Here is a 15,580-nt window from a genome sequence, read left to right as displayed (position 1 = left end):
GCATCCGGGTGTTCGCCCCGCGGCTGTCCCGCGCGCGCCGACCAGCGAGGAGCACGTGATGAGCACTTCCACCGCCACCGTTCTCGTGTTCAGCCACCGCCCGGAGGTGCGGGAGGCGATCATCACGGCCGTCGGGCGGCGCCCCGCGCCCGACCTGGGCCGGGTGCACTACGTCGAGGCCGCCACCGTGGCCGACGTGATCAGCTCGGTCGACCGGGGCGAACCCGACCTGGTGATCCTCGACGGCGAGGCCCAGCCGACCGGTGGCATGGGCGTGTCGCGGCAGCTCAAGAACGAGATCGCCGACTGCCCCCCGATCGTGGTCTCGGTGCGCCGCAAGGACGACCGATGGCTCGCGACCTGGTCGCAGGCCGACGCGGTCCTGGTCCACCCGCTCGACCCGCTCGCCGCGGCCGAGACGGTGGCCGAGGTGCTGCGTTCGGCGGGCAAGTCGGTCGTTCCGGCGTAGCGCGCGCTGCGCCGCCCCACCGCGGACGGGTGCCGCGGTCCGGATTTTCACTGGAGCGGGAACATCGTGGGAACCATGTCGGGTAGTTGGTCAGCACTCCTCGGAAGCCTGGTCGCGGGCGACGACCTCTCCGCCGAGGACACGGCGTGGGCGATGGACCTGGTGATGACCGGTGAGGCGACCCCGGCCCGGGTGGCCTCGTTCCTGGTGGCGCTGCGCGCCAAGGGGGAGACGCCCGCCGAGGTGCGCGGGATGGCCGACGCCATGCTCGCCCACTCGCGGCGGCTGGAGGTCGACCGGCGCGCCGTCGACATCGTCGGCACCGGGGGCGACCGCACCGGGAGCGTGAACATCTCCACGATGGCGTCCGTGGTGGTCGCCGCCGCCGGTGTCCCGGTGGTCAAGCACGGCAACCGGGCCGCCAGCTCGAAGTGCGGCACCGCCGACGTCCTCGAGGCGCTCGGGGTGGCCATCGACCTCCAGCCCGAGGGCGTGGCGCGCTGCGTCGAGGAGCTGGGCATCGGGTTCTGCTTCGCGTCGGTCTTCCACCCGGCGATGCGGTTCGCGGCGGCGCCGCGGCGCGAGATCGGCATCCCGACCGCGTTCAACGTCCTCGGCCCGCTGACCAACCCGGCGCGCCCCTCGGCCGGTCTGATCGGGTGCGCCGATCAGCGGATGGCCCCGGTGATGGCGCAGGTCTTCGCCGACCGCGGCGCCTCGGTGCTGCTGGTGCGCGGTGACGACGGGATGGACGAGCTCACCACCACCGACGACTCGACGGTCTGGGTGGTGCGCGACGGCACCGTCCACGCCGAACGGGTCGAGCTGGCCCGCCTCGGCATCCCGCGCGGTGCGCCCGCCGACCTCCAGGGCGGCGACGCCGAGGTCAACGCGGCGGTCGTGCGCACCCTCGTCAGCGGCGCCCCGGGGCCGGTGCGCGACGCGGTGCTGCTCAACGCGGCGGGCGCCCTGGCCGCCCACGACGGCGCCGAGGACGACCTGCACGCCCAACTGGCCGCCAACCTCCAGCGGGCCGCCGACACCATCGACTCCGGCGCCGCGGCCGACCTCCTCATCCGCTGGGCCACCCGCTCCACCCGGCTCCGCGAAGGGGCCTGACCGCCCGCGGGCCCGCGCGACCCGTTCGGTCCACGAGTGCGGGGCACCTCCATCCGGCTTGCTCGGATGAAGGTGCCCCTCACCTGGAAAAAGTTCACCCGCGCGGACAGGTGGCGATCGCCCTGGCGGGGGGACGGTCACTTCGGAACGCTGCGGCCGCGGGCTCACCCGGGGCGGCGGGACATCGGCTCGGCGCGCGGTCCCTACTCCTCTTCGAGACCCAAGGAGAAGGTCGCCTCGGTGTCCTTCCTGGAGTACGACCGGAACGCGATGTGGGTGTCGGTGTCGACCACTCCGGTCACCTTGTTGATCCGGCCCGGCACGATCTCGGCCAGGTCCTCGTGCCGCGACACCCGCAGCAGCGCGATCAGGTCCACGTCACCGGCGCAGGAGTAGACCTCGTCCACGCCCTCGAGGTCGGCGATCTCCTGGGCTGCCTCGGCGAGCCGGTCGGCGGTGGTCTGGATCAGCACGATCGCGGTGATCACGGGCTAACCTCCTGCTGCGGGAACGGGTCGGGAACCGCCGACGGCCCCCGAGCCGCGGAGGACTCGGGGGCCGTCGGTCAGCACGTCAGTGGTGGTCCGGGCCGGTGTGGTACTCGAACACCAGGCCGGCGACCGTGATCAGCACCGCGCCGATCGCCATCACGATCATCCACACGTGGAAGAACGCGAGGGCGACACCGGCGAACGCGGACGCCGCCGCCACGCCGACCGGCCAGTAGCTGCCGGGGCTGAAGAAGCCCAGCTCACCGGCACCATCGCTGATCTCGGCGTCCGGGTTGTCCTCCGGCCGCTGCTCGATGCGCCGCGCGACGAACGAGAAGTAGCTCCCGATCAGCAGCGAGAGGCCGCCGACCAGGATCAGCGCCACGGTGCCCACCGGCTCCTTGGCCCAGAACCCGTACACGATCGCGGACGCGAAGAAGAAGATGGTGATGATGTTGAAGATCTTGGCTTCGACCTTCATGGAGTCCTCGCTCTCACGCCGTACGCCCTGTCGAGGGCACCCCTACTTGCGGTTGACGACCGCTCACGACGGCACTCCGCCCGTGCGGTCGGTGTTGAACGGAACACCGGTCACCGCGTGCGGGGTGCACAGCTCGCCGCAGTTCATCTCCTCCAGCGCCTCGGCCGCCGTGTAGGGCTGCCCGGTCCGCTGGTTGATCTGCGTCCGGAGCTGCATGTACCGGTCGAACTTGTCCGGGGACAGCGCGCGGATCTCGAAGTTCATCATCGCGTGGTAGGTCCCGCACAGCTCGGCGCAGCGGCCGACGAACGAGCCCTCCTGGTCGATGGTGTTGGCGAAGACGTTGTCCTGGTTGTTCTTGTCCGGGTGCGGGAAGGTGTCCCGCTTGAAGTGGAACTCCGGCACGAAGAACGAGTGGATGACGTCGGTCGAGCTGAGCGTGTACTCGATGCTCTGGCCGGTCGGCAGGACCAGCAGCGGGATCTCCTCGCTGCTGCCGACGGTGCGCACCGGCTGTCCGTCCGGCGTGCGGTACTCGGGGTAGTTGAACTCCCAGTTCCACTGGAACGAGACGACGTTCACCCGCTGGTCCGGGTTGGCCGGTTTGGCGAGCACGTAGTTCTGCGTCACCGCCGTGAAGTAGAACAGCACGACGACGAGCAGGAACGGCACCGCCGTGTACACCAGCTCCAACGGCACGTTGTACTGGAACTGCCTCGGCAGGTCCTCGCTCTTCTTGCGGTGGAAGGCGACCGACCAGAAGATCAGCCCCCACACCAGCACACCGACCACGAGCGCTGCGATCACGGACCAGGTCCAGAGCTGGCGCATCGAATCGGCCTGCGGGGTGACACCCTCCGGCCAGCCGAACCGCAAGACCTCATCGGCCGTGCAGCCCGTGGCCGCGACACCAACCAGGCCGATCAGCCCAGCGACTTTGACCAGCCGTGGCACTCGGGTCCCCTCCTTCAGGCCCACTGCGCGACGCCTCCTCGTGCAAAAACCTCACCGTTGCGGCTTGCGAACGGCTGTCCGGGACAACCGCCCTGCCGCCGGAATCCTCCGGGGAGCCTAGCCCAGATGTAGCCGCGATACTGCTTCGGGGTGGACCTTGCGATCGATCGTCGTGGAGACGGCTCCGCGATCAGCCGAACCACCCGGACGGGGCCCCGCGCGTGCACGCCCCGTGGGCGGGCGCGGCATACTGGGAAGGCCCGACGAGGGTTGAGCAAGACACCGCCGACTCGAGAGGTGCCCGGACGCGTGTGCGGCCTGCTTGGACTGATCTGTCCCACTGAAGAGAACGCCGGCTATGCCGTTAACGCCGTGGCCAACGCGCTGCCGTGTCAACGCCACCGGGGCCCGGACGAGAGCGACACCTGGCACGGCGGTCACGCCGTCTTCGGCTTCAACCGGTTGTCGATCATCGACCTGGAGCACTCGCACCAGCCGCTGACCTGGGGGACCCCGCAGAACCCCGGTCGGTACACGATCATCTTCAACGGCGAGATCTACAACTACCTGGAACTGCGCGCCGAGCTCGTCGAGCAGTACGGCGCGCAGTTCAACACCGACGGCGACACCGAGGTGATCGTCGCCGCCTACCACTACCTCGGCACCTCGATGGTGGGCCGGCTGCGCGGCATGTTCGCGTTCCTGATCTGGGACGACGAGCGCAAGGTGATCTTCGGCGCCCGCGACCCGTTCGGCATCAAGCCGCTGTTCTACGCCGCGGGACCGGGCGGGGTCGCCTTCGCCAGCGAGAAGAAGAGCCTGCTGAGCCTGGCCAGCACGCTGCGCGTCGACGAGGAGATCGACCACAAGGCGTTCCAGCACTACCTGGTGATGCAGTACGTGCCGGAGCCGGAGACGCTGCACCGCCGGATCCGCCGGATCGAGTCGGGCACGTCCTTCACCGTGTCCCCCGGCGGGCAGGTCGTGACGGAGCGCTACTTCCAGCCGAACTTCCGGTCCCGCCCGGCCAGCACCGACGCCGAAGCCAAGCGGCTGCACGACCAGATCGTCGACGTGATGCGCGACTCGGTCGCCAAGCACATGCGCGCCGACGTCACCGTCGGCTCGTTCCTGTCCGGCGGCATCGACTCGACGGCCATCGCGGCGCTGGCCAAGGAGCACAACCCGAACCTGGTCACCTTCACCACCGGGTTCGAGCGGCAGGGCTACTCCGAGGTGGACGTGGCCGCCGAGTCGGCGGCGGCGATCGGCGTGAAGCACGTGGTCCGCACCGTCTCCGCCGAGGAGATGATGGAGACCCTGCCGCTGATCGTCTGGTACCTCGACGACCCGGTCGCCGACCCGGCGCTGGTCCCGCTGTGGTTCATCGCCCGCGAGGCCCGCCAGCACGTCAAGGTGGTGCTCTCCGGTGAAGGCGCCGACGAGCTGTTCGGCGGCTACACGATCTACCGCGAGCCGCTGTCCCTCGCCCCGTTCGAGAAGGTGCCGGGCGCGCTGCGCAAGGCGATGGGCCGGGTCTCGACCGCCATCCCGGAGGGCGTGCGCGGCAAGGACCTGCTGCGGCGGGGCGCGCTGTCGCTGGAGGACCGCTACTACGGCAACGCCCGGATCTTCCGCGACGACCAGCTCCGCGAGGTGATGACCGGCTTCGACCCGGGCGTGTCGCACCGGGACATCACCGGCCCGGCCTACCGGCAGTCGGAGGGCTGGGACCCGGTGACCCGGATGCAGCACGTCGACCTGTTCACCTGGCTGCGCGGCGACATCCTGGTCAAGGCCGACAAGGTCACCATGGCCAACTCGCTGGAGCTGCGGGTCCCGTTCCTGGACTCGGAGGTCTTCCGGGTCGCCAGCGGCATCCCGCTGGACCAGAAGATCACCCGCGAGACCACCAAGTACGCGCTGCGGCAGGCGCTGCGGCAGGTCGTCCCGGCGCACGTGCTCGACCGCCGCAAGCTCGGCTTCCCGGTGCCGATCCGGCACTGGCTGCGCGACGAGATGCACGACTGGGCGCGCAACATCATCCAGCAGTCCCAGACCGACCACCTGCTCAACCGGACGGCCGTGCTGCAGCTCCTGGAGGAGCACCGCTCGGGCGTGCTGGACCACAGCCGCCGGCTGTGGGCGCTGCTGGTGTTCATGCTCTGGCACGGCATCTTCATCGAGGGGCGGCTGTCCCCCGAGGTCCCCGAGCCGCACTACCCGGTCCGGCTCTGAGCGATCCGGTGGTGCGGGGAGCCCCCGCACCACCGCGGGTCCGACGCGCCCCCAGCCGCACCGGACGGCGCCCCGCGACCGGCGACCGCAGCGGGCAACACGCCCGTCCACGAACGAACGTCCCCCGATCGCACCGTGAGTGAGGGGCACCCTTGCCCGAGTTACTTGGGCAAGGGTGCCCCTCACTCAGTTCACGGTCGGGTGGCGCCGGTGTGTTGTGCGCTTCCGGTGGTGAGCCAGGCGGTGCATTCGCCGGGGAGGGTGCCGGTCCACTCCGGGACCGGGCCCGCGAACGCGTCGCTGCGGTGCAGCAGGCGCCCGGGCAGGTCGAGCTCGACGGGATCGGGCCCGAAGTTGGTCGCGCAGACGAGTCCCGGTTCGCGGGCGAAGGCCAGCACGCCTTCGGGGGCGTCGAGCCAGCGCAGCGCCCCGTCACCCAGCGCCGGGTGCTCGCGGCGGATCCGCAGCGCCTCGCGGTAGGTGCGCAGCACCGAGGCCGGGGCCTCCCGCTGGGCGGCGACGGTGCGGTCGGCCCAGCGCGCGGGGGCGGGCAGCCAGCTCGCCGCGGTCGCGCTGAAGCCGAACGGGGGGTGCGCACCGGACCACGGCATCGGCACCCGGCAGCCGTCGCGCCCCCGGTCGGCGCCGCTGGAGCGCTGCGGGTCCTGGAGCACCTCCTCCGGCAGGTCGAGCACCTCGGGCAGGCCCAGCTCCTCGCCCTGGTAGACGTAGACCGAGCCGGGCAGCGCGAAGCTCAGCAGCGCCGCGGCGGCCGCCCGCCGCAGACCCCGCTCCCCGTCGCCGTAGCGGGTCACCGGCCGCCGCACGTCGTGGTTGCCGAGGACCCAGGTGGTCGTGGCGCCGACGCGCTCGGTGGTGGCCAGGGATTCCGCCACCACGGTCCGGAACTCGGCCGCCGACCAGGGCGCCTCCAGCAGCGCGAAGTTGAACGCCTGGTGCAGCTCGTCGGGGCGGACGTAGCGGGCCAGCCGCTCGCTGGTGGGGGCCCACGCCTCCGCGACGCCGATCCGGCCGCCGTCGTAGGAGTCCAGCAGCCGCCGCCAGTCCCGGTAGATCTCGTGCACCTCGTCCTGGTCGAAGTAGGGCAGCTCGGCTCGGCCGAGCAGGGAGATCTGCCGGTGCAGACCGGTGTCGGGCAGGTCGGGGTGCTTGATCATGCCGTGCGCCACGTCGATCCGGAAGCCGTCGACGCCCCGGTCCAGCCAGAAGCCGAGGATCTTGGCGAACTCGGCGCGGACCTGCGGGTTCCGCCAGTTCAGGTCGGGCTGCTCGGGGGCGAACAGGTGCAGGTACCACTGCCCGTCGGGCACCCGGGTCCACGCCGGGCCGCCGAAGATCGACTCCCAGTCGTTGGGCGGCAGCGACCCGTCCGCGCCGCGGCCGTCGCGGAACAGGTAGCGCTCCCGGGCCGGATCACCGGGCGTGGCGGCCAGCGCCTCGACGAACCACGCGTGCTGGTCGGAGGTGTGGTTGGGCACCACGTCCACCAGCACCCGCATCCCGAGCTCGTGGGCGCGGGCGAGCAGGTCGTCGAAGTCGGCCAGCGTCCCGAAGCGCGGGTCCACGTCGCAGTAGTCGGCGACGTCGTAGCCGCCGTCGGCCATCGGCGAGCGGTAGAACGGGGTCAGCCACACCGCGTCGACGCCGAGGTCGGCGAGGTGGTCGAGGCGGCCCCGGGCTCCGGCCAGGTCCCCGTCCCCGTCACCGTCCCCGTCGGCGAAGCTGCGCACGTAGAGCTGGTAGACGGCGGCGGAACGCCACCACTCGGACTGCACGGGCATTGCGTCTCCTCGGACTCGTTCGGCAGCGTCGGTCGTCCCCGCTACGACGGGGGCGCGGCGGTCGATTCGCGGACGATGAGCGTCGGCCGGAACATCCGGCTGAAGCTGGTGGCGCGGCGCGGCGGCTCGTCGGGGTCCAGGCGGCGGGCGAGCTCGTCGACGGCGGCGGCGGCCATGTCGGCGATCGGCTGGGCCAGCGTGGTCAGCGCGGGCTGGCAGTAGGCGGCCAGGCCGATGTCGTCGAAGCCGACCACCGACAGGTCCTCCGGAGTGCTCAGCCCGCGCCGCTTGGCCTCGCGCATCGCGCCGAGGGCCATCACGTCGGAGGAGCACAGCACGGCGGTCGGCCGGGGCCCGTCGAGCAGCTCGGCCATCGCCGCGGCCCCGCCCTCGGCGCCGAACGCGGCGTGCGCCACCAGCTCCGCGGCGGGCTCCACCCCGGCCTCGTCCAGCGCGGCGGACCAGCCCGCCTGCTTGAGCCGGGAGGGCAGCGCGCGGGCGGGGCCGCTGACGAAGCCGATCCGGCGGTGGCCGAGGTCGAGCAGGTGGCGGGCGGCGGTGTAGCCGGCCAGGTGCTCGTCGACGGTGATGTCGGGGACGTCGAGGCTGGGTGCGCAGCCGTTGACGAACACCATCCGGACGCCCTCGCCGAGCAGCTCCTCGTACTCGCGGCGGCTCCGGCGCTCGTCGCTGTCCGGGTTGGCGATCTCCGGTGAGACGAAGATCATGCCCTCGACGCCGCGCGCGGTGAGCATCTGGACGTAGTCCTTCTCGGACATCGCGGCCCGCGTGTTGCACAGCAGCGAGGCGTAACCCGCTTGCGCCGCGCGGGATTCCAGCGCCTCGGCGAAGGCGGGGAAGACCGGGTTGGACAGTTCCGGGACGAGCAGGCCGACGACCCCGGTGCGCCGCAGCGCGCCGAGCCCGCGGGCGGTGTGCGGCAGCTGGTTGAGGACGTCGAGCACCCGCTGCCGGGTGTCCTCCTTGATGCCGGCGCGCCGGTTGAGCACCCGGCTCACCGTCGACACGCTCACCCCCGCCGCCTTGGCGATGTCGGCCAGACCTGCCACTGCCCGTTCCTCCTCCGACCGAAATATTTTGCAGGCACGCCCCGGTCGTGATCGGCGACGCTCCTCGATGATGACTCAATCGTAGCCCGAAGTCCTTGACTTACGTCACACCAGGGGTATGCAATTTAACGCCATCCGGAAGAAAATTTTTGCAGGAGGTTGCCCCCGATGAGATCCAGAGCCACCGCCGCCGCCACGGCCGCGGCACTCGCCTGCCTGCTCGCGGGTTGCGGTTCCAGCGCCGGGGGCGACCCGGGAACGGTCGTGTACTGGGACACCAGCGGAGCGGGCGAGAGCGCCGTGTTCACCGAGATCGCGCAGGAGTGCGGACGCACCGGCGGCTACGCCGTCGACGTGCAGACGGTCGCGTTCGACCAGGCGCTCAACAACTTCAAGACCGCCGCGCAGGGCGGGCAAGGGCCGGACGTGCTGCGCGCCGACGTCGGCTGGGTCGCCCAGCTCGCCCAGGCCGGGCTGATCCAGGACCTCAGCGGCACGCCGCTGGCCGACACCGCCGACTTCCTCCCCGAGCCGGTCGAGTCCACCCGGTACGACGGCAAGCCCTACGCGGTCCCGCAGGTCACCGACACGCTCGCGCTGCTCTACAACGAACGGGCGCTGGCCGAAGCGGGCGTGGAACCGCCGCGCACCTGGGCCGACCTGCAGCGGATCGCCCCGGCGCTGGGCGGCGACCGGGCCATGTTCCTGAACAACGACGCCTTCTACGCGCTGCCGTTCCTCTACGCCGAGGGCGGCGACCTGGTCGACACCGCGACCAGGACGATCACCGTGGACTCGCCGGAGAGCGTGCGCGGGCTGGGCATCGCCAAGGACCTCATCGACTCCGGCGCCGCGCGCACCGCGCTCGACCAGACCAACTCCTACAGCATCATGAAGGCCGCGTTCACCTCCGGCGAGGTCGCGATGGTGCTGGACGGCCCGTGGGTGATCCCCGAGCTGTCGCAGTCCGAGCTGTTCGCGGACGGGCAGAACCTCGGCATCGCCCCGGTGCCCGGCCCCGGCGGACCGATCGGCGGGCACGACTACGTGCTGCGCCAGGGCAGCGACGCCACCGCGAACGCCATCGAGTTCGTCGAGTGCATGAGCAGCACCGCCAACCAAGCCGCGATCGCCGAGCGGCTCGGCCTGCTGCCGACCCGGCGCTCCGCCTACGACGAGCCCGCCGTGGCCGGTCACCCGGTCGTCTCGGCGTTCCGGCCGCTGGTGGAGAACACCCTGCCGCGCGCCTGGATCCCGGAGGGCAACGAGCTGCTGGAGCCGCTCAAGACCGCCTACGCGCAGGTGCTCGCCGGGCACGCCGACGCCGGGACCGCGCTGGACCGCACGGCCGGGATCTACCACGAGACCGTCCTCGACGGTTACGCGCGGCGATGAGCAGCGCGCCGACCGCCGAACGGCGCGCGGGTGGCCCCGCGCGCCCGGACGCCCCACCGCGCCGCCGAACGGTCCGGGAATTCCTGCAACGCCACTGGTTCGGCTACGCGATGGTGCTGCCCGTCGTGCTGGTGCTGGCCGTGCTGGTGGTGCTCCCGCTGCTGCAAGGCGTCTACTTCAGCCTGACCGACATCAACGACACCACCATCGCCAACCCGGTGCTGGACCGGCCCGCGCGCTACGAGTGGGTCGGGCTGGCGAACTACCTCGACGTGCTCTCCGGCGACCCGGCCTACGGCGCGTTCTGGGCGACGCTCGGGCGCACCCTGATCTGGACCTTCGCCTGCGTGTTCCTGCACTACGCCCTCGGCCTGGGACTCGCCGTGCTGCTCAACCGGCAGGTGCGCGGGCGCGGCGTGTACCGGGTGCTGCTGATCCTGCCGTGGGCGGTGCCGGTGTTCATCAGCGCCTTCGCCTGGAAGTACCTGTTCAACTCCGAGTACGGGCTGATCAACTGGCTGCTGGAGCTCGTCGGGCTGCCCGGGCAGGTCTGGCTGGGGCAGTCCTGGCTGGCGCTGGCCTCGGTGATCGCGGTCAACGTCTGGCTCGGCGTGCCGTTCATGATGGTGGCGCTGCTCGGCGGGTTGCAGAACATCCCGGGCGAGCTCTACGAGGCCGCCGAGATCGACGGGGCGAACGCCTGGCAGCGGTTCACCGGCGTCACGCTGCCGGGGCTGCGGTCGGTCTCGGGCACGGTGGTGCTGCTCGGGGTGATCTGGACCTTCAACATGTTCCCGGTGATCTACCTGATGACCGGGAACAACCCGAACACCCGCATCCTGGTCACCTACGCCTTCGAGCGCTTCTTCTCCGGGGCGACCCGCGACTACGCCATCGCCTCGACCTACGGCGTGCTGATCCTGTCGGTGCTGCTGGTGTTCGCCACCGTCCACCGCCGCGCGATGCGCAGGCAGGGAGAGGAGCTGTGATGTCGATCGAGGCGGCGACGCTGCGCACCACCACCGCGGCGCCGGCCCCCGGGCGGAGGCGGCGGCGGTCCCGCGCGGCCAGCGCCGGGCTGCACGCGACCCTGGCGCTCGCGTCGCTGGTCGCGGTGTTCCCGGTGTTCTGGGTCGTGGTGGTGTCGTTCAAGCCGAACGCGAAGGCCGTCGAGACCACCCCGACGCTGTTCCAGGACGCGACCTGGCAGAACTACGCCGACGTGCTGTCCGGGGACAAGGGCGCGTTCCTCCAGTGGTTCGGCAACTCGGTGGTCATCGCCGGGGCGACCACGGTCCTGGGCGTCACGCTGGCGGCCACCACCGCGTACGCGGCCAGCCGGTTCCGCTTCCCCGGCCGCGGCAAGCTGCTGCTGTCGTTCCTGCTGGTGCAGATGTTCCCGTTCGCGGTGCTGATCGTGCCGCTCTACAACATCCTGCTCAGCATGGGGTTGCAGGGCAGCGCGCCCGGTCTGGTGCTGGTGTACTGCTCCACCGCCATCCCGTTCTGCACCTACATGCTCAAGGGCTACTTCGACGGCATCCCGCAGGAGATCGACGAGGCCGGCCGGGTCGACGGGCTCGCCCCCTTCGGCGTGTTCTGGCGGCTGGTGCTGCCGCTGGCCCGGCCGGGGCTGGCCGTCACCGCCTTCTACGCGTTCATCACGGCGTGGAGCGAGGTGGCGTTCGCCTCGGCGTTCCTGTCCGCCGACGACGGCTCGAAGACGCTGGCGGTCGGGCTCCAGGTGTTCGTCCAGCAGAACCGGGCCGAGTGGGGGCACCTGTCGGCGGCCTCGGTCATGGTCGCGATCCCCGCCGTGATCGTGTTCTACCTGGTGCAGAAGTTCCTGGTCAGCGGCCTGTCCTCGGGCAGCGTCAAGGGCTGACCCGAACCTCACCCGAGCGGGCGGTGAGTGCGGGGCACCTTCATCCGGCTTACTCGGATGATGGTGCCCCGCACCTCGCTGAGTTCACCCGGACGGGCCACGCTTCTAGAGTGGTGGGGTGAGGCGGTTCGAACTCGGTGGTGGCCCGCTGGTGCTGGACGGCGGGCTGGCCACGGAACTCCAGGCGCGGGGGCACGACCTCGGCGACGCGCTGTGGTCGGCCCGGCTGCTCGCCGACGAGCCCGAGGCGGTCGTCGCGGCGCACCGGGCGTTCTTCGCCGCCGGGGCCGACGTGGCGACCACCGCGAGCTACCAGGCGAGCTTCGAGGGCTTCGCCGCGCGCGGGATCGATCGGCGGGAGGCCGCGGCCCTGCTGCGGCGCGGCGTGGAGCTGGCGCGGGAGGCCACCGACGGTCGTCCGGACCGGTGGGTGGCGGCCTCCGTCGGCCCCTACGGCGCGGTGCTCGCCGACGGCTCCGAGTACCGCGGGCGCTATGGGCTCACCCCGCGCGAGCTGCACGACTTCCACCGGCCCCGGCTGGAGGTGCTGGCCGAGGCCGGACCGGACGTGCTGGCGCTGGAGACGGTTCCCGACCTCGACGAGGCCGAGGCGTTGATCGACGCGGTGACCGGGCTGGGCCTGCCCGCCTGGCTGTCGTTCACCATCGACGGGGACCGCACCCGCGCCGGACAGCCGCTCGCGGACGCCTTCCGGTTGGCCGCCGCGGCCGAGGAGGTGATCGCGGTCGGGGTCAACTGCTGCTCCCCCGACGACGCCACCGGCGCGGTCGCGCTCGCCCGGGAGATCACCGGCGCACCGGTCGTGGTCTACCCGAACAGCGGGGAGAGCTGGGACGCCACGGCCCGGGACTGGACGGGGACGGCCGTCCCGCTGGCCGAGCGCGCCCGCCGGTGGCGCGCCGACGGTGCCGGGCTGATCGGCGGCTGCTGCCGGGTGCCGCCCGCCGGGATCAGCGCGCTCGCCGCCGCGCTGCGCTGACCCCGGGCGGACCGCCCCGGTGTGGAGCGGTCCGCCCGGGACGGTCCAGGTCATCCGGGACGGCTCAGGTCACCTGGGCGCCGACGTGCACCGCGACCCCGGAGTTCGGGGCGATCGTGGCGGTGAAGGTGCCGTCCGCGGCGATCTCCACGGTGCCGCCGGAGCAGCCGCCGTCGGTGGGCTCGCCGCTGAGCACGTCGCAGTAGGTTCCGGCGGGCAGCGACGTCCGGAACGTGCGGGTCAGCTCGCCGCCCTCCCGGTTGAAGGCGATGTGGCCGACCTCGCCGCGGCCGAAGGCGAGCTGACCGCCGCCGTTGTCCCACCAGTTCGTGATCGGGGCGTCCCCGGCCGCGACGTGGAACCCGGCCATCCCGGCGATCATCGGTCGCCGGTGCTCGCACACCCACGCCGGGTCGCCGCAGTCGGCCGGGAGGGTGGTGCCGTCGGCCGCGGCGGGCGGCCCGGCGTCGGTGTCGTCGAAGGCGAAGCTGGAGATGAGCTGCGGCGTGCCGTACGGGTGGGCCAGTTCGAAGGCGATGGCCAGGTCGTAGGCGGCGCCGTCCTTGTAGGTCAGGGTGGGCGTGCTGCGCTGGGTGTCGTGGTTGTCGATGAACACGACGGCCTGCTCGCCGGGCAGCGTCATCTGCTGGTCCAGGAACCCGAGCTGCGCCAGCGTCCCGTTCTTGAACGCCTCGCTGACCCGGCCGTGGTAGGCGAACTCGGTGACGTCGCCGTTGCCCGCGTACTCCGCCGCGGAGGTGGTCCCGTCGGCGATGACCTCCTGGAAGACGTACGGCCGCGCCCCGGTGCCGGGCACGTCGCGGACCGCGCCGAAGATCGCGCCGACGTCCTCCGGCGGCATGTGCTTGACCCCGTCGACGCGGAAGCCGGACACCCCGAGCCCCACCAGGTCGTTCAGGTAGGCGACGAGGGTGTCGCGGACGTACCCGCTGCCGGTCTTGAGGTCGGCCAGGCCGACCAGCTCGCAGTTGCGGACCTCCCACTTGTCGGTGTAGTCCGCGATGTCCCGGCGGCACCCGTGGAAGTCGCCGTCCTGGTAGATCCCGGGGTAGGCGTACTTCTCGAATTCCGAACCGCCGCTGCCCGGCCCGCTGCCCACCGAGCCGCTGCCGGTCATGTGGTTGACCACGGCGTCGACGTAGACCTCGACGCCCGCGGCGTTGCAGGTGTCGACCATCGCGGCGAACTGCGCGCGGTCCCCGCGCCTGCTCTCGAGCTGGTAGCTGACCGGCTGGTAGTCCTGCCACCAGGGATGCCCCTGGTCGGGGAGCACGACGTGCTCCTGCGGCGGCGAGACCTGCACCGCGCCGAAGCCCCGGGGACCGAGGAATTCGGTGCACTCGCGGCCGACCGACTCCCAGGGCCACTGGAACATCTGGATGATCGGACCGTCCACCGGCGCGGCGGCCGGGCGGTCCCCGGTCGGCGCCGCGCTGGTCCCTTCGGCGGGGGCGGCCCCGGCCGGCTGGACCAGCGCGGGCGGGATCAGCGCGGTGCCCGCCAGCGCGGCGACCGCGACCAGTACGGGTAATCGCATGGCAACCTCCTCATCGATGTCGCCCCACGATCACATTTCCTTGCGGATGTTAAGTCAATACTCCACCAGTACCGTCCCCACCAGCCATATCGCCTGCAAAAGTTTGCAAACCCGGGTGCGGGCTCAGGGCAGGACCTCGGCGAGCTCCGCGGTCGCCGCCGCACCGTAGGCCGCCTCGAAGCGGTGCAACGCCCGCCTGCGGTCCCACGACCACTCCTGGGTCCCGGTCACCTCCAGCACGTGCACCGCGATCAGCGAGCCGAGCTGCGCGGCGCGCTCCACCGGCAGGCCGGATTCGATCCCGGCCAGGAACCCGGCGCGGAAGCCGTCGCCGACGCCGGTGGGGTCCACCCCGGCCGCGGCGGGCACGGCGGCGGTGCGCACCCGCTCCCCGGACGGGCCCACGAGCTCGGCCCCGGCGGCGCCCAGGGTGGTGATCCGGGTGCCCACCCGCTCCTGGACGTCCTCGGCGGTCCAGCCGGTCTTCTGCCGCAGCAGGCCCCACTCGTACTCGTTGGTGAACAGGTACTCGGCGCCCGCCACCAGCCGCCGCGCCTGCTCACCGGTCAGCCGGGCGAGCTGCTGCGACGGGTCCGCGGCGAAGCGGTAACCGCGCTGGCGGCACTCCTCGGCGTGCCGGAGCATCGCCGGCGGATCGTTCGGGCTCACCAGCACCAGGTCCACGTCGCGGGCCACCACGACCGGCGCGAGCTCGATGTTGCGCGCCTCGGCCATCGCCCCCGCGTAGAACGAGGCGATCTGGTTGAACTCCTCGTCGGTGGTGCAGACGAACCGCGCGGTGTGCGCGACCTCGGAGACGTGCACCCCGGCGCAGTCGACGCCGTGGCGCTGCAACCACGACCGGTAGTCGGCGAAGTCGGCGCCCACCGACCCGACCAGCACCGGGCGCATCCCCAGCACGCCGAGCGCGAACGCGATGTTGGCCGCGGTCCCGCCGCGGCGGACCTCCAGCCCGTCGACGAGGAAGCTCAACGACACCCGGTCGAGGTCGCCCGCGACGAGCTGCTCGGCGAAGCGGCCGGGGAAGTGCATCAGGTGGTCGGTGGCGATGCTGCCGGTCACGGCGACGGGCACGGTGGCGCTCCTGCCTGCTGGAT

At 71.9% G+C, this 15,580-nt stretch carries 14 protein-coding genes; 7 read left to right on the top strand and 7 right to left on the bottom strand.

The window, feature by feature from the left end; all coding sequences use genetic code 11:
- Window positions 1–58 precede the first annotated feature (58 nt).
- Complete coding sequence (locus tag ABD976_RS19315; RefSeq protein WP_345365148.1) at window positions 59–469, top strand: response regulator transcription factor; 411 nt, start codon at window positions 59–61, stop codon at window positions 467–469.
- A gap of 75 nt (window positions 470–544) precedes the next feature.
- Window positions 545–1,588 (top strand): anthranilate phosphoribosyltransferase, encoded by a 1,044-nt coding sequence (gene trpD, locus ABD976_RS19310; protein ID WP_345365146.1) that lies wholly within the window; start codon window positions 545–547, stop codon window positions 1,586–1,588.
- A 203-nt stretch (window positions 1,589–1,791) separates the two neighbouring features.
- Here the strand turns inward: trpD and ABD976_RS19305 are convergent, their stop codons facing one another.
- The 3 genes from ABD976_RS19305 to ctaC all read right to left on the bottom strand — a co-directional run bounded on the left by ABD976_RS19305 (window position 1,792) and on the right by ctaC (window position 3,538).
- A complete protein-coding gene (locus ABD976_RS19305) occupies window positions 1,792–2,076 on the bottom strand; it encodes an Lrp/AsnC family transcriptional regulator (protein WP_345365144.1) in 285 nt (94 codons plus the stop codon).
- 85 nt (window positions 2,077–2,161) lie between these two features.
- Window positions 2,162–2,560, bottom strand: coding sequence for a cytochrome c oxidase subunit 4 (locus ABD976_RS19300; protein WP_345365142.1), 399 nt, complete (start codon window positions 2,558–2,560; stop codon window positions 2,162–2,164).
- Between the two features lie 63 nt (window positions 2,561–2,623).
- A complete protein-coding gene (gene ctaC, locus ABD976_RS19295; RefSeq protein WP_345365140.1) occupies window positions 2,624–3,538 on the bottom strand; it encodes an aa3-type cytochrome oxidase subunit II in 915 nt (304 codons plus the stop codon).
- Between the two features lie 285 nt (window positions 3,539–3,823).
- Between ctaC and asnB the strand changes: the two genes are divergently transcribed.
- Window positions 3,824–5,752 carry an asparagine synthase (glutamine-hydrolyzing) gene (asnB, locus tag ABD976_RS19290; RefSeq protein ID WP_345365138.1) on the top strand — a complete coding sequence of 643 codons (1,929 nt, stop codon included), beginning with the start codon at window positions 3,824–3,826 and terminating at the stop codon, window positions 5,750–5,752.
- A 191-nt stretch (window positions 5,753–5,943) separates the two neighbouring features.
- On the opposite strand, the gene ABD976_RS19285 is transcribed toward asnB, so the two are convergent.
- Together ABD976_RS19285 and ABD976_RS19280 are read right to left on the bottom strand one after the other, a co-directional pair.
- Window positions 5,944–7,548 carry a glycoside hydrolase family 13 protein gene (locus ABD976_RS19285; RefSeq protein WP_345365349.1) on the bottom strand — a complete coding sequence of 535 codons (1,605 nt, stop codon included), beginning with the start codon at window positions 7,546–7,548 and terminating at the stop codon, window positions 5,944–5,946.
- A 47-nt stretch (window positions 7,549–7,595) separates the two neighbouring features.
- On the bottom strand, window positions 7,596–8,624 hold the full coding sequence (locus tag ABD976_RS19280; protein WP_345365136.1) for a LacI family DNA-binding transcriptional regulator: 1,029 nt from the start codon (window positions 8,622–8,624) through the stop codon (window positions 7,596–7,598).
- Window positions 8,625–8,792: 168 nt separating this feature from the next.
- Here ABD976_RS19280 and ABD976_RS19275 point away from each other — a divergent pair, with 168 nt between their 5' ends.
- The 4 genes from ABD976_RS19275 to mmuM all read left to right on the top strand — a co-directional run bounded on the left by ABD976_RS19275 (window position 8,793) and on the right by mmuM (window position 12,904).
- Window positions 8,793–10,019 carry an extracellular solute-binding protein gene (locus ABD976_RS19275; protein ID WP_345365134.1) on the top strand — a complete coding sequence of 409 codons (1,227 nt, stop codon included), beginning with the start codon at window positions 8,793–8,795 and terminating at the stop codon, window positions 10,017–10,019.
- Window positions 10,016–11,008 (top strand): carbohydrate ABC transporter permease, encoded by a 993-nt coding sequence (locus tag ABD976_RS19270; RefSeq protein WP_345365132.1) that lies wholly within the window; start codon window positions 10,016–10,018, stop codon window positions 11,006–11,008. The genes ABD976_RS19275 and ABD976_RS19270 overlap by 4 nt, the downstream gene beginning before the upstream one ends.
- The gene (locus tag ABD976_RS19265) at window positions 11,008–11,904 is read left to right on the top strand and encodes a sugar ABC transporter permease (RefSeq protein ID WP_345365130.1); all 897 of its coding nucleotides are present in this window, start codon (window positions 11,008–11,010) and stop codon (window positions 11,902–11,904) included. Before ABD976_RS19270 ends, ABD976_RS19265 begins: the two co-directional genes overlap by 1 nt.
- A 118-nt stretch (window positions 11,905–12,022) precedes the next feature.
- Window positions 12,023–12,904: a homocysteine S-methyltransferase gene (gene mmuM / locus ABD976_RS19260; protein WP_345365128.1), complete on the top strand. Its 882-nt coding sequence runs from the start codon at window positions 12,023–12,025 to the stop codon at window positions 12,902–12,904.
- 64 nt (window positions 12,905–12,968) lie between these two features.
- Here mmuM and ABD976_RS19255 read toward each other — a convergent pair whose 3' ends face one another.
- Together ABD976_RS19255 and ABD976_RS19250 are read right to left on the bottom strand one after the other, a co-directional pair.
- A complete protein-coding gene (locus ABD976_RS19255; RefSeq protein WP_345365126.1) occupies window positions 12,969–14,462 on the bottom strand; it encodes an alpha-amylase in 1,494 nt (497 codons plus the stop codon).
- Window positions 14,463–14,585: 123 nt separating this feature from the next.
- A complete protein-coding gene (locus ABD976_RS19250) occupies window positions 14,586–15,515 on the bottom strand; it encodes a carbohydrate kinase family protein (RefSeq protein ID WP_345365347.1) in 930 nt (309 codons plus the stop codon).
- Window positions 15,516–15,580 lie beyond the last annotated feature (65 nt).

Origin of the sequence: Saccharopolyspora cebuensis (assembly GCF_039542665.1) — a bacterium.
GTDB lineage: Bacteria > Actinomycetota > Actinomycetes > Mycobacteriales > Pseudonocardiaceae > Saccharopolyspora > Saccharopolyspora cebuensis.
Note: the sequence above shows the minus strand (reverse complement) of the source record. Positions and strands in the feature narration are given on the sequence as shown.